The 15198-nt window shown below is 29.8% G+C and carries 14 protein-coding genes; 4 read left to right on the top strand and 10 right to left on the bottom strand.

Going from position 1 to position 15198, the window contains the following annotated elements:
* Positions 1-335: 335 nt before the first annotated feature.
* The 4 genes from thrS (at position 336) to rplT (ending at position 3531) form a co-directional block, all read left to right on the top strand.
* Positions 336-2276, top strand: coding sequence for a threonine--tRNA ligase (gene thrS / locus DAD81_RS03035; protein WP_111706744.1), 1941 nt, complete (start codon positions 336-338; stop codon positions 2274-2276).
* 66 nt (positions 2277-2342) lie between these two features.
* The gene (gene infC / locus DAD81_RS03030; RefSeq protein WP_262511266.1) at positions 2343-2858 is read left to right on the top strand and encodes a translation initiation factor IF-3; all 516 of its coding nucleotides are present in this window, start codon (positions 2343-2345) and stop codon (positions 2856-2858) included.
* A 34-nt stretch (positions 2859-2892) separates the two neighbouring features.
* Complete coding sequence (gene rpmI, locus DAD81_RS03025; RefSeq protein ID WP_111706742.1) at positions 2893-3090, top strand: 50S ribosomal protein L35; 198 nt, start codon at positions 2893-2895, stop codon at positions 3088-3090.
* A 96-nt stretch (positions 3091-3186) separates the two neighbouring features.
* On the top strand, positions 3187-3531 hold the full coding sequence (gene rplT, locus DAD81_RS03020; protein ID WP_111706741.1) for a 50S ribosomal protein L20: 345 nt from the start codon (positions 3187-3189) through the stop codon (positions 3529-3531).
* Between the two features lie 62 nt (positions 3532-3593).
* Here rplT and DAD81_RS03015 read toward each other — a convergent pair whose 3' ends face one another.
* The 10 genes from DAD81_RS03015 to DAD81_RS02970 all read right to left on the bottom strand — a co-directional run bounded on the left by DAD81_RS03015 (position 3594) and on the right by DAD81_RS02970 (position 15197).
* Positions 3594-5225 carry an ABC-F family ATP-binding cassette domain-containing protein gene (locus DAD81_RS03015; RefSeq protein WP_111706740.1) on the bottom strand — a complete coding sequence of 544 codons (1632 nt, stop codon included), beginning with the start codon at positions 5223-5225 and terminating at the stop codon, positions 3594-3596.
* Between the two features lie 233 nt (positions 5226-5458).
* Positions 5459-6535: a peptide chain release factor 1 gene (prfA, locus tag DAD81_RS03010; protein ID WP_111706739.1), complete on the bottom strand. Its 1077-nt coding sequence runs from the start codon at positions 6533-6535 to the stop codon at positions 5459-5461.
* A 114-nt stretch (positions 6536-6649) separates the two neighbouring features.
* Entirely contained in the window at positions 6650-7828 is a 1179-nt protein-coding gene (locus tag DAD81_RS03005) for an AIR synthase related protein (RefSeq protein ID WP_111706738.1), read from the bottom strand.
* A 110-nt stretch (positions 7829-7938) separates the two neighbouring features.
* Positions 7939-9435 carry a carboxypeptidase regulatory-like domain-containing protein gene (locus DAD81_RS03000; protein WP_111706737.1) on the bottom strand — a complete coding sequence of 499 codons (1497 nt, stop codon included), beginning with the start codon at positions 9433-9435 and terminating at the stop codon, positions 7939-7941.
* 11 nt (positions 9436-9446) lie between these two features.
* Positions 9447-10838 (bottom strand): CsgG/HfaB family protein, encoded by a 1392-nt coding sequence (locus DAD81_RS02995; protein WP_111706736.1) that lies wholly within the window; start codon positions 10836-10838, stop codon positions 9447-9449.
* Between the two features lie 12 nt (positions 10839-10850).
* Positions 10851-11261, bottom strand: a complete 411-nt coding sequence (locus DAD81_RS02990; RefSeq protein ID WP_111706735.1) for a curli production assembly/transport component CsgF — start codon at positions 11259-11261, stop codon at positions 10851-10853.
* Between the two features lie 21 nt (positions 11262-11282).
* Complete coding sequence (gene csgH, locus DAD81_RS02985) at positions 11283-12005, bottom strand: curli-like amyloid fiber formation chaperone CsgH (protein WP_111706734.1); 723 nt, start codon at positions 12003-12005, stop codon at positions 11283-11285.
* Between the two features lie 295 nt (positions 12006-12300).
* Positions 12301-13524, bottom strand: coding sequence for a hypothetical protein (locus tag DAD81_RS02980; protein WP_111706733.1), 1224 nt, complete (start codon positions 13522-13524; stop codon positions 12301-12303).
* A 257-nt stretch (positions 13525-13781) separates the two neighbouring features.
* The gene (locus DAD81_RS02975; RefSeq protein ID WP_111706732.1) at positions 13782-14231 is read right to left on the bottom strand and encodes a hypothetical protein; all 450 of its coding nucleotides are present in this window, start codon (positions 14229-14231) and stop codon (positions 13782-13784) included.
* A gap of 96 nt (positions 14232-14327) precedes the next feature.
* Positions 14328-15197 carry a hypothetical protein gene (locus tag DAD81_RS02970; RefSeq protein ID WP_111706731.1) on the bottom strand — a complete coding sequence of 290 codons (870 nt, stop codon included), beginning with the start codon at positions 15195-15197 and terminating at the stop codon, positions 14328-14330.
* Position 15198: the final 1 nt, after the last annotated feature.

The following is a 15198-nucleotide window of genomic DNA, read 5'->3' as shown; positions in this document are numbered from 1 at the left end:
TTTATTTACACTAAATTCCTGAACTTTTTACCAACTTACCTTTGTTTGTTAGCGGGTGCAAATGTAACTACTTTTTATTCTTAAACAAGCTTTTTTTAACTCTTTTTATTAAAAATTTTAAAATATCTTATACTCCCCTGAAAATCCATTACTTATAAATATAACTACTTTTACTCTATTAACATCCTCGAGCTAAAGAATAATTAATATCCATATTCTTTGCTTTGATAACATCCTATATTATATATAAAAAATAAAAAACCTATTATTTAGCTTTCAAAAGATATTGCTCATCTAATAGATTTCTAATATCTTTGCAGCCTTAATTAAAAAATATGATTCAAATAACTTTACCAGATGGTACTATAAAGTCTTTTAAAAAAGACAGTACCCCTATGGATGTTGCTAAAAATATTAGTGAGGGATTTGCTAGAAATGTAATTTCAGCAAAATTTAATGATGTAACTATTGAATCTTCAACTCCACTTACTAAGGATGGAAAGCTAGTTTTATATACATTTAATGATGCTGATGGTAAAAAAGCATTTTGGCATTCTTCTGCCCACGTTATGGCACAAGCTATTCAACAATTATATCCTGGAGTTAAACTAACTATTGGTCCTTCAATTGAAAATGGTTTTTATTATGACATAGATTTTGGGGATAATGTAGTTTCAGAAAAAGACTTTCCTACTATTGAAAAGAAATTTTTAGAATTAGCTAGAGGAAAACATGAGTTTAAAATGCGAGAAGTTAGTAAGGCTGACGCATTAGCTAAATATAAAGAAGAAGGAAATCAGTATAAGGTTGAATTAATAGAAAACTTAAATGATGGTGAAATCACATTTTGTGATCATTCGGACTTTACTGATTTATGTAGAGGTGGACATATACCAAACACCGGTATAATTAAAGCTGTAAAAGTAATGAGTGCTGCTGGAGCTTATTGGAGAGGTGATGAAAAGAATAATCAGCTTACACGTATATATGGTGTTTCATATCCTAAACAAAAAATGCTTACCGAGTATTTGGAATTATTAGAAGAAGCTAAAAAACGTGATCATAGAAAACTTGGGAAAGAATTAGAACTATTTGCCTTTTCTGCAAAAGTGGGACAAGGACTACCCCTTTGGCTACCTAAAGGAGCCGCTCTGCGTGAAAGATTAGAAAATTTTCTAAAGAAGGCTCAGAAAAAAGCAGGTTATGAGATGGTAATAACACCGCATATTGGACAAAAAGAATTGTATGAAACTTCCGGACATTATGCAAAATATGGTGAAGATAGCTTTCAACCAATAACAACTCCTAAAGAAGGTGAAGAGTTTTTATTAAAACCCATGAATTGCCCACATCATTGTGAAATTTATAATCATAAACCTTATTCTTACAAAGAATTACCAAAACGTTTTGCAGAGTTTGGTACTGTTTATAGATATGAACAAAGTGGAGAATTACATGGATTAACACGTGTAAGAGGATTTACACAAGATGATGCACATATATTTTGTACACCAGATCAACTAGATAAAGAATTTAAAGATGTAATTGATTTAGTATTATACGTTTTTAAATCATTAAGCTTTGACAATTTTACGGCTCAAGTTTCTTTAAGAGACCCTGAAAACAAAGAAAAATATATTGGAAGCGATGAAAACTGGGAAAAAGCAGAAAACGCCATTATTAACGCGACTAAAGAAAAAGGATTAGATTATGTTATTGAATATGGTGAAGCAGCCTTTTATGGTCCAAAATTAGACTTTATGGTAAAAGATGCTTTAGGTAGAAGCTGGCAACTTGGAACAATTCAAGTTGACTATAATTTACCTGAACGTTTTGAACTTAGTTATAAAGGTGCGGATAATCAATTACACAGACCAGTAATGATTCATCGCGCTCCATTTGGATCAATGGAAAGGTTTATTGCCGTTTTATTAGAACATACGGCAGGAAAATTTCCTCTTTGGTTAACTCCTGAGCAAGTTATTATACTACCAATTAGCGAGAAATATCAAATATATGCAGAAAAAGTTTTAAATCTGCTAGAAAATTCCGAAATTCGCGCCCTTGTAGATGATAGAAATGAGAAAACAGGAAGAAAAATTAGAGATGCGGAGTTGAATAAAATTCCATTTATGCTAATTGTAGGAGAGCAAGAAGAAGGTGAAGAAACAGTTTCAGTTAGAAAACAAGGTGAAGGAGATATAGGGACATTAAAAATAAATGACTTTATTTCCTTGATAAATAAAGAAATAGATAGTACATTAGAAAAATTTTAGTTTAATTTAAAACTTACGGTTATAGCAATCAAGAGACGATCAGGGGGAAGAAAGCCCTGGAGAATAATAAAGGAGGACCCACATAGAATTAATGAACACATTAAATATGTAGAAGAAGTCCGATTAGTTGGAGATAATGTTGAAGTAGGAGTTTACTCTCTTTCTAAGGCTAAATCTTTGGCCAGAGAACAAGAACTAGATTTAGTTGAAATTTCACCTAAAGCTGATCCGCCGGTTTGTAAAATAATAGACTACAAAAAATTTCTATACGAACAAAAGAAACGTGAAAAAGCTCAAAAGGCTAAAGCGTCTAAAGTTGTGGTTAAAGAAATCAGGTTTGGACCAAATACAGATGAGCATGATTTTGAATTTAAAAAGAAACATGCCTTAAAATTTTTACAGGATGGTGCAAAATTAAAAGCTTTTGTCTTTTTTAAAGGTAGATCGATAATCTACAAAGATCAAGGACATATTTTACTTTTAAGATTAGCAACAGAACTAGAAGAATTTGGAAAAGTAGAGCAAATGCCTAAATTAGAAGGTAAACGTATGATTATGTACATTGCTCCAAAAAAGAAATAAAATATTATAAGCGAGATAATAAAGTAGAAGAAAGATGCCTAAAATGAAAACCAAATCTAGTGCTAAAAAGCGTTTTAAGCTTACAGGTACTGGAAAAATTAAAAGAAAACACGCTTTTAAAAGTCACATTTTGACTAAAAAAAGTAAAAAACGTAAATTAAAGTTAACTCATGATGGTTTAGTACATAAATCAGATAAAGCTAGCATTTTACAACAGTTAACTTTAAAATAATAAAGTTACAGGGAATTTAATTATTAACCTTGGAGTAGTGCAAATACAAGTGTAAAAGTAATTTTTACCGCCTACTACAAAAAACAAATTGAAATTATGCCAAGATCAGTAAATTCAGTTGCTTCAAGAGCTCGAAGAAAAAAGATATTGAAGCAAGCAAAAGGTTACTTTGGACGTAGAAAAAACGTTTATACAGTAGCAAAAAATGCGGTAGAAAAAGGAATGTTATATTCTTATAGAGACCGTAAAAACAAAAAGAGAACTTTCCGTGCTTTATGGATTCAACGTATTAACGCTGGAGCTCGTCAGTATGGAATGTCTTACTCACAGTTTATGGGAAAAGTAAAAGCTAATAATATTGAATTGAATCGTAAGGTTCTTGCAGATTTAGCGATGAACAATCCAGAAGCTTTTAAGGCAGTTATCGATTCAGTAAAATAGATTTTTAATTTCTTGCTTATATAAAAAAATCCCAATCTTTCGATTGGGATTTTTTATTTCAATTATTTCTCAATTTCCTTAAGGCTTTCCATTTTTTTATGAGCCATAAATCCTGTAATATCTTCAAAATGTTCTACTACTCTTTTGTTTGTAAACTCAAAAACTTTATCGGCCAAACCATCTAAGAAGTCACGATCATGAGAAACTAAAATCAATGTTCCATCAAAATCTTTTAATGCTACTTTTATAATATCTTTAGTTCGCATATCTAAATGATTTGTAGGCTCATCTAAAATTAATACGTTTACTGGTTCTAACAATAATTTTATCATTGCTAAACGTGTTTTCTCACCTCCTGAAAGCACTTTAACTTTTTTAGTTGTATCATCACCTCCAAACATAAAAGCTCCTAATAAGTTTTTAATTTGAGTTCTAATATCTCCAACAGCTATATGATCAATTGTATCGAAAACCGTTAAATCCTCATCTAATAGTGATGCTTGATTTTGAGCAAAATATCCTATTTTTACATTATGACCTACTTCTAGTTTTCCTTCAAAATCAATTTCATTCATTATTGCTTTTACCATAGTGGATTTACCCTCTCCATTTTTCCCTAAAAAAGCAACTTTTTCACCTCTTTCAATTACCATATTGGCATTATTAAAAACTATATGTTCATCATATTTTTTGGACAATTCATTAACCACAACTGGGTATTGACCACTTCTTGGTGATGGAGGAAATTTTAATCTTAATGCAGAACTATCCTCTTCATCAACTTCAACAAGCTTTAGTTTCTCTAACATTCTAACTCTAGATTGCACTTGATTTGTTTTAGAATATGTCCCTTTAAAACGCTCAATAAATTCTGTATTTTCAGCTATCATTTTTTGCTGTTCATCATATGCTTTTTGCTGATGCGCTCTTCTATCTTTACGCAATTCTAAATAATGAGTATAGGTAGCTTTATAGTCGTAAATTCTACCCATTGTTACTTCAATAGTTCTGTTTGTAATATTATCAACAAAAGCTCTATCATGAGAAATTACAATTACAGCTTTTGCAGAATTCATTAAGAAATCCTCTAACCATTGAACACTTTCAATATCTATATGATTTGTTGGTTCATCTAATAAAATTAAATCTGGTTTCTGTAATAAAATTTTAGCCAATTCTATTCTCATGCGCCATCCTCCCGAAAATTCAGATGTTAATCTGGTAAAATCTTCACGTTCAAAACCTAAACCTTTCAGTACTTTTTCAACTTCAGCCTCATAGTTAACTTCTTCAATAGCATAAAACTTCTCACTCAATTCAGAAACACGCTCAATTAATTGCATATATTCATCACTCTCATAATCTGTTCTTGTGGTTAATTGCTCATTAATTTTGTCAATCTCACTTTTCATTGTGAATATTTCAGAAAAAGCTTTAGAAGTTTCCTCCATTACAGTAGCTTCATCTTTAGCTAATAAATGCTGTGGTAAATAAGCAATTTTTGTATCTGAAGGAGAAGAAACATTTCCTGAAGAAGCTTTTTTCACTCCTGCTATTATTTTTAATAATGTAGACTTCCCTGCCCCATTCTTACCCATCAGGGCAATTTTATCATTTTCATTAATTGCAAATGAAACATTTTCAAATAAAGTGGTACCACCAAATTGAACTGAAATATCGTTAACCGTTATCATTTAAGTTTGTTTTTTAAAGCGGCAAATATATTGAAAGAAATAATTTAATACTGCCATATAATTTTTTTTAAACAAAAAAGAAGCTATCTAAAAAGTGAAATTTTCGTAAACATGAACTTAATTAAGGTTCTCATAGTGATTAATTATCAGCTTTATGAGATTCTAAAATAAATTCAGAATAACGAATTTTATTACTTTTAAGACAGCTTCTTTTTTATATTTGAAGGATAATACTATAATACTTCTCCTAATTCTTTTAGTTTCTCTGTATTCTCAGCTAATTTTAACTCTTCTACTATTTTATGAATATCTCCATTTATAACATTAGAAAGATCATATAAAGTTAAACCAATTCTATGTTCTGTAACTCTTCCTTGAGGATAATTATAAGTTCTAATTTTTGCAGAACGGTCACCACTTGAAACCAAAGAATTTCTTTTTTCGGAATCAGCTGCTAATTTTTTCTCTAATTCTTGTTCATATAAACGTGAACGTAAAACCTTCATCGCTTTTTCCTTATTCTTATGTTGCGATTTTTGATCTTGACATTGCGCTACTAATCCGGTAGGAACGTGAGTTAAACGCACCGCTGAATATGTTGTATTTACAGATTGACCTCCAGGTCCTGAAGAACAGAAATAATCTACACGTATATCACTTGTTTTTAATTCAACATCAAACTCCTCTGCTTCGGGTAATACCATAACAGTTGCGGCAGAAGTATGCACACGCCCTTGAGTTTCAGTTTGAGGAACACGCTGTACACGATGTACTCCAGACTCAAATTTCATATCTCCATAAACATCTGAACCTGTAACACTAAATATAATTTCTTTAAATCCTCCCGAAGTACCTTCACTAATATCTTCAACTTCTGTTTTCCAACCTTTATCTGAACAATATTTTGTGTACATTCTATAAAGATCTCCTGCAAAAATACTGGCTTCATCTCCTCCTGTACCCGCTCTTATCTCAACAATAACATTTTTAGCATCTTCCGGGTCTTTAGGAATCAACATAAATTTGATTTTATCTTCAAGCCCAGGAATTTGCGAAGTAGCTTCATCTAATTCCATTTTTGCCATTTCAGTCATTTCTTCATCTGACCCATCTGCAATAATCTCTTTAGCTTCTGCTATATTATTTAATAAAGATTCGTACTCTTCTGCAATTTTCATTACAGCACTTAAGTCTTTATATTCTTTATTTATTTGTATATAACGCTTTTGATCCGTAATAATATCCGGTTGGATAATTAAATCAGAAACTTCATCAAAACGTTGTTTTACTATTTGTAACTTATCTAACATTTATTTTTTTCTTGGATTGCAAATTTACAATAATTTCTCGACACTACTATTTAACTCTGTTTCGTATTAAATTACAAAACATAAACTAAATATAATATTATTAATTGAAATTATCTAATATTCGAAAACTCCAAATTCACTTTTTATAGTTAATTTTTTTACTTCAGAGGCTTCTACTCTACCAATAATTTTGGCATTAACATTAAAACTTTTTGAAATCTCAATTATATCTTCTGCAATTTCTGGCGTAACATATAATTCCATTCTATGACCACTGTTAAAAACTTGATACATTTCTTTCCAGTCTGTTTTACTTTGCTCTTGAATTAATTTAAATAATGGTGGAATTTCAAACATATTATCTTTTACAATGTGCAAATTATCAATAAAATGTAATATTTTGGTTTGAGCACCTCCACTACAATGAACCATTCCATGAATAGTTTTAGCATTATACTTACCCAGTATTTTTTTTATAATTGGAGCATAAGTTCTTGTTGGAGACAATACCAATTTACCAGCATCTATTGGAGAATTTTCAACCTTATCAGTTAATTTCACATTACCCGAATAAACCAATTCATTTGGTACAGCTGCATCAAAACTCTCAGGATATTTCTTAGCTAAATATTTATGAAAAACGTCATGACGAGCAGAAGTTAATCCATTAGATCCCATACCTCCATTGTATTCCTTTTCATAAGTTGCCTGCCCATAAGATTCTAAACCAACAATAACATCTCCTGGTATTATGTTGGCATTATTAATTACATCGCTTCTTTTCATACGAGCTGTAACAGTAGAATCAACAATAATAGTTCTAACTAAATCACCAACATCTGCTGTTTCACCTCCAGTTGAATGAATTTCAACTCCAAAAGATTTTAAATCTTCTAATAGCTCTTCAGTTCCGTTAATAATTGCAGAGAGTACTTCACCTGTGATTAGGTTTTTATTTCTACCAATTGTTGAAGAAAGCATAATGTTATCCGCTGCCCCAATACACAATAAGTCATCTATGTTCATTATTAAAGCATCTTGTGCTATTCCTTTCCATACTGAAACATCTCCTGTTTCTTTCCAATACATATATGCTAAAGACGATTTTGTTCCAGCTCCATCTGCATGCATTATTAAACAATAATCTTCATCTCCTGTTAAATAATCTGGTACAACTTTACAAAATGCTTTTGGAAATAATCCTTTATCTACATTTTTAATTGCATTATGAACATCTTCTTTTGAAGCTGACACTCCTCTTTGACTATATCTTTTACTTACTTCTGAACTCATTGTACCTTTGTTATATTGTTGTGCAAAAGTAATTCTTCTTTTTCACATAATGAAACATAAAAAAAACCGAATGAGAAGTCATTCGGTTTTTAATTAAAAAAATATATTTTTTATTCCCAATCAGGCATTCTTGCATTAGTAAATAACTTTGTTCTTTCGTTATCTATAGTTGCATTTATTTTATAAATAAAACTCGTTGAGAGATTATCATTTGAGGTGTTTTCAAAAATAATTTCAGCTTCATTAGGTGAGAATCTAGGATCAATGTCATTTGTTCCTGCAACTTTTTCAATAGACATATCCTCTTTTGTATTTGTCTGTAAATTATAAATAAAAATATGCGAATCTAATTGTCTATTACTTGAGTTTTCAAACCCTGATACATCATAACTATATAATAATAATTTATTATCCACAGAAATGTTAATTCCTCCAGCCGCTCCTTTAACATTAGACAGAACTTCTTTTAATTTTATTCCTTCTAAATTAATAGTGAATATGTTAACATTATAACCTGAAATATCATTTGTTTTTAAGGCGATTATACTTTCATCGTTGCTCCAATCACATTCAGTTATAAAACTCCCATCATCTGTTTTATAAATTTGTTTTAAACCACTTCCATCTTTATTTATTACATATAGTTTATCATAATAAGGATAAAGTAACCTGTCTCCATTAGCCGACCAAGAAAAATCAACCTTATCTAAATTAAACCCTTTTACAGGTATTTGAGATGTAACTTGCCTTACATTTGATCCATTCAAATTCATTGTAAACAAATGAGTTTCATTATTAATTGTTCTTAAAAATGCAATTAATTTAACTGTTTGATTCATTCTCGGCCTCCAACTATTTACACTTTCAGAAGTTAGTTGTACTTTATTTATTACGGTTTCTTCGTCAATATTAGATGAATAAATTATATTATTCTCAGTCCCTTTTTCAACATAAAAATACCTATTTTCCGGATCTAACTTAGTAGTAAATGAATTTACGGAACTTAACACCTCTTCATTTATATTATCACTAGCTGCAATTTGCCAAAAATATTTAACACCATATTTTAAACTAGATACAACATATGTTGTATCTGTTAAACTTTCAAAACTTAGTATTTCATTATTATAATCAGATTTAATATCTAATCTATAAGTAATGTCATCTAAGTCTGGATCACTTGCTCCCCAAATTAATTCAACTGAAATTTCTTGATCTTCAATTCCATCTTCAAGTGAATATAATATTGGTACACTTGGTGATTTATTTAAGGCGTTATCATCTTCCATTTCAAAAATCACATTTACTTCGGCATCCTTGATTACTGTTGCACCTTCAAAGGATGTTAAATATCCTTCTTTTGTAGCACTTACAGAATATTCACCTTCATCTACAATTTCAAAAGTAAAATATCCATCAACATCCGTAAAGGTAGTATTGTTTGAGGTGCTTAATGTAATTTTGGCATTTTCAATAGGAGTAAAACTAATTGCTTCAACTACTCTACCAGTTATTGTCCCCTCTTCTATTAGTAAGATAGTGTCCTCACTACAATTGATTAAAAAAGTTAGCGATAAAATAAATAATATATTAATTGCTTTTTTCATAATTCATTTTTTTATTCAAACATAACTCGTTTTACATCATTATAGGTTTTACCTAAATAAAAATTTATTCCTATTCCTATTCTCCAATAAAAATCGTTCCATTCTCCTTGATCAAGTCCTTCCAACTTATCTGTAAATAAAATGTTTTGTTCAGCAAATAATTTCAGACCTACATTTTTTATTGGTAAAAATTCCAAACCTCCACCATATAAAAATTTTAAATGAGTAGAATTAAAATCCTTATCTGAAATGGCCCCAACACCTGCATATAAAAAAGGTGATATGTTATCATAAGGTAATAAATCATACCCTAAACTTGTATCAAAAGAATAAAAATCACCTTGAAATGCTTCTTCGTTTTCAAGTTGAAAATACCCTGCATTAAAATTCAAATTTAAACCTGGCTTTTTAAAATATGTTCTGAAAGAAATATTACCAGTTAATTTTTTCAAAGAATTAGAATAATCACTATTTATTATTGCTGTACCACCTTCAATATTTATAGCTGAACGCCCTCTTTTATCCTCTAATTTTCTATTATACAAGGCTGTTGTTTCAGCATCAGCTTTATCTTCTTCATATCTTTCTTTTACGTAATTTATGGTTGGCTCTCCTCCTTTGGGCTTCCATATACCATCTATCATTCCCTCAACAATTAGAAGCTCTACAGCTTTATCTATCGCTTCTTTTATAGCTAATTGAGTTGGTTCATTTTTTGTTACACCTGTTTCTACCTCTAATAATTTTTTAACATTAACATACCTAAATAAGTTTGCAGAAATACCTTGTGAAAGAATGGTCTTAGAAACATATACATTTTTTAGAATTCGGCCACTTGATGTTGAAACTGCTCTTAAATAAATAGTAATTCTATCTTGTCTGTACTCTGTTGATGCTCCAGCTCCAAAATATCTGGCTCCTGAACCTCCCGTTATTATATTAGAATCATATGAAACAACTCCACCTTCTAAAATTATCCCCGCAAATAATAGTGGTGGAATTGATGTAGTTTGGTCCTGTTTATTATCTGCAGCGTACTCCTGTCTTGTAGATCGAATAATTTGTCTTTCGTTTAGCAAATTTCCAATATTTTCACGTTCAATTGGTTCAAACCAATTAGACTCCTCTAAAGATTTTAATAAAATAGACGTTCCTCCTTGAGAAACTGCTGTACTGAAAGTAGATCCATTTTCAACCAACTTATACTGCCCCGTTTGATCTCTAAATTTATAAACTCCTACAATCGTTTTCTCTGTAGGTAAAATTGTATCTAATATACTTTTACCTGAGGTATTTTCTCCTATTCTAGCTTTTGAAGTGTTTAATGGCTGATTAAAAAAAGCACCACAACTTGATAAAAACAATAAAACAGTATAAATACTATATCTGGTTAGTTTTTTCATTAATGTGTTTTTTTAATTAGGTATAATTATTTGTGTTTGTTCACCTGTAGTAGTATCTAATATATTAACCGAAAGCCCATCACTTGAAGGAGATATTTTTACTACTAATGAACCAAACACATATGTCCCTACAGATAATGAAGTATCTCCAAATTGTTCTTGAAACAAATCTTGAGATAATGAACTTAGTAATTGCTGATTTAACGTCTCTGCAAAATTTTCTAAATCAGAACCTTGATCAAAATTATAATCACTGCTTTCCTCAAAACTATTCTGAGCATTTGCAGAAGCTAAAAGCTGTTGATAATTAAATGTGTCACCACCAAAAAAAGGATTAATTGGCTTGTATACAATATTTTGAGAGCACATTAAAATTGGAAAACAAAATATAGCTATCGCTGTAAAATATTTTAACTTTTTCATACTTAAATTTAGTTATTATTTTTAAATCCTACTATTTTTATACAACATTTTTCTTTGTTTTGCATATTGACTAACTCTTTGTAATGAAGCTTTTACGGCAGATTTTAAAAACTCCTCATCTGGCTTAGACATAAACTCAAATAACGTCTTATCTTCCGAAATAATTGTAATTATACTGCTTCTACCAAAGTATGGTTTTTCTTTAATCGTTATTATAAATGGATACTGATTTCCTGAAGTATTATATGCTTGATAAAAATAGTCATGAAAATCCTTTCCAACTTTTGTAATAACCTCATCAACCACAATTCCTTTCAATTCAAAATCTACCTCCTTTTTTACTTCCCCCCCTATATTTTTATTCTCTGCAGGAGTAATAATTAGAGAATCTTTTGCTATTACTTTATCATTTTGTTTAATAAATAAATATATTTTCAGCTCTTCACCTTTTTCAATATTTAATCGAATTTCAGATAAAACTTTATTTTCATTTGGATCTAATGAAAATTCACCTTGCTGATTATTACTTGAATAATTACCTGTAGAACTTTTCTTTAAAGCTAATAAACTATAATTCAATCTATCTTTAAATACTTCATCTCCATTTTCGGCTTGCCCTTTTATAAGTATTAAATTATCCACCTCTTTAATGTTTATTTTACCAATTACAGACTCATTTATTTGCCCTTCAACATTAAATAGAATAAAAAAACCAAACACTATATTTAATAAAAAAAGTTTCATTTTTACTTATATTTTTTTTTATAATTAAAGTTTTGAATAACTCCCATGTTTTTACTTAATAAGTTATCACCTTATATATAAAGAGTTTTAATTTCCTATTTAATTTATTCTTTAAAATTACTGGAATACCTTTATTTAGCTGAAAGCTTTGATTAATAAGTTAGAGTTTCTCAATAAAATTTTGAGCAACCGGATTAAAAATTATTAAACAAATTAACTTAAATAACAAATATGTAATTAAGCTTTTTCATCCTACTCTAATTTAAGAAAAAAAGAGGGATAATACCCTCTTTTTTTAATTATTATTCTGAATAATTATATTACTATTTCCCATACCAGATTGAGTAACTATACTCCAGTGACCATTTGACATTTGAGATACATTAGACAGATTATCTGTACCTTCTTGAAATTGTTTAGACCAGTTATTTGAACCATCTTGAACTAATCTTGCATCAGCCCCTACCTGATCTTGCAAACCATAATTATTATTACCTCCTTTTTGAATTATAACAGAATTATCACCAATACCATATTGGTTTTGAAAAGCTTGACCATCATTCCCTTTTTGAATTATTTTAGCAGTTGAGTAATCGCCGTTTTGGTTTTGTTTTGCTAAATTATTGTTACCCGACTGATTAATAGTAGCCTCATTAGCATGACCATCTGAACCTTGGTATTGCTTCGCTAAATTACTATTTCCAGATTGGTTTATTTTAGCCAATCTATATTCATTTTCGTTCTGAAACTGAAGTTGCTCAGCCCTATTTCTATTTCCACTTTGTACAACTATACCTTTCATACTCCAACCATACTGTATCTGTTTAGATGTGTTATAATCTCCTGATTGATTAACCATAACATAAGGATATTTTCCTTGCTGATCTTGTGTAGCTATATTATTGTTACCCGATTGGTAAACATGTGCATTTGCAACTGCAATAGGACCAACTTGAGATTGACTTGCGTAATTTCCATCTCCTGATTGTCTTACATATACAGAAGTAGCCCAAAAATGCGATGCCTGAATTTGTCTTGAAACATTATAATTTCCTGATTGTATTGCAGTGGCATTTTGAAAACTACCTTCCGATTGATCTTGTGAAGCTATATTATTATTACCTGATTGGTTAATATCTTCCATTCCGGCATAACTACTTTGAGTTTGACGTGCATTATTCCGGTCTCCTGATTGATCTATAAAAACGTTATTAGTATCCCAAGATGTTCCTTCCTGTGTTTGCTTTTGCCAAGCTTTATTTTTATTACCCGCTTGTAATACTTTTGCGGCTTGCCAATCTTCTGTTTGCAATTGACTGGCATAATTATCAGATCCTGTTTGTTTAATTAATACTTCATTGGCTAAACCACTTTGATTTTGAATTGCATGGTTACCATTGCTTTGTTGTATTACTGTACTTATTCCATCATCACCTGTCTGATTTACAGTTGATGTGTTCTGTGCTAACATAATACTCGTAGCAAAAAATAGTGCTACTACTAATAGTGATTTTTTCATAATAAAAATTTTTTGTTAATAATGAACTTCATTTGCACCATATTATAAATGATTCATATGGATTAATTCTTCTATATTTTTGAATAATAGTTAATCAGTAATCAGAGAATTTTCCTCATAAATTTGTAATAAATTAGAATTCCCTTGCTGAATAATATTTCTTTTACTAATTACAGAGTCATTTATCTACCCTTCCTCTAACATTATTAAATAGAATAAAAAAATCAAATACTATTTTTATTAAAAAAGTTTCATTTTTACTTATAATTTTTTATAATTAAAGTTTTAAAATTAGATTTTTGAATAACACTCATATTTTTTATTAACGAGTTTTGCCCATAAATTTGAAGATTGTTGGAATTACCTTTTTGAAGAATATTTAAATTTAAAGGAGAATTATTATAATAATTAATAAAACTATAATAATTTTTATTACCTAACTGGTTTACCGATTGAGAATCTTTACCTTTTTGTTTAATATCTATTTCATTGTAATTACCAATCTGATTTAAATTAATAAAATTATCTGAAGATTGAATATCTTTTGCTGATTTTTGATTTTGTAATAAAAAATTCGGGTTCTTATTTAATTGAAAATACTGACTTGTTAAATAGGTATCTTCAGTATTTATTTGAGCATAGCTATTTTGAACAAACACACTTATAAAAATAATTAGAATTAGTAATATGTAACGTTTATTTTTCATTACTTTTTATTGAGGAAAAAAGAGGGCAAATGCCCTCTTTTTTTGTTTATATTAAATATTGAGAACTTCCATTTTAGAGCTCTTGGCTACTACTATCTAATGAGGACTTGCTCCACCTGTTTGATTTACACACGCATTGTTACCTCTACCTACTTGATTTACATCACTTAGGTTATCTCCAATACCTTCAGTATTTTGCATTACATTAGATGAATTACGTGGACCGAATTGATAAACTGTAGATGTATTTTCAAAACCTAAAGTAGATATTTGTATTTCAATTGATTTATTCATAAAACCTTCTTGATAAGCATTTGCTGTATTATTACTACCTAATTGATTTTGTAATGCAGCATTTTCTTGACCTTTTTGATAAATTGTTGCATCACTACCATCAGCACCATATTTTTCAGAATCTTGACGTTGTTCTGCATAATTACCATTCCACTTATTAGTACCAGTTGGATATTGGTTTATTTGAGTTACAGATGCAGTATTGTGATCATTTCTTTGAAATTGAAAAGAAGTATTCATATCACCAGATTGATCAACGGTTGCAGTATTATCATATCCTTCAGCCCAATGGAAACCAATAATATCACCAACTGTTTGTACGGCATAATTATATTTACCGTGTTGAGTGATAGTATTAGTGTTACGATCACCATATTGTTTAATTGTTCCTCTATTTTGATAACCTGTTTGAAATATACCCGCTACATTATTCATACCATCGTCATCCGGGTCTCCCCATTGATGAATTTTAGCATAATTTAATTGTCCAAATTGATCAACATCAGCTAAATTATCTGTTCCCACTTGGTCTATATCACTATCTTGAATCGTAGCATTTAACCTATCGGCCGAAGAAAGTTGATCTATAACACAATCTTCACATTCTGGTACTTGTGCAAATAACATACTTGTAGCAAATAATAGCGCTACTACTAATAATAATTTTTTCATA

It is taken from the genome of Lutibacter citreus (assembly GCF_003260195.1).
Classification (GTDB): Bacteria; Bacteroidota; Bacteroidia; order Flavobacteriales; family Flavobacteriaceae; genus Lutibacter; species Lutibacter citreus.
Note: the sequence above shows the minus strand (reverse complement) of the source record. Positions and strands in the feature narration are given on the sequence as shown.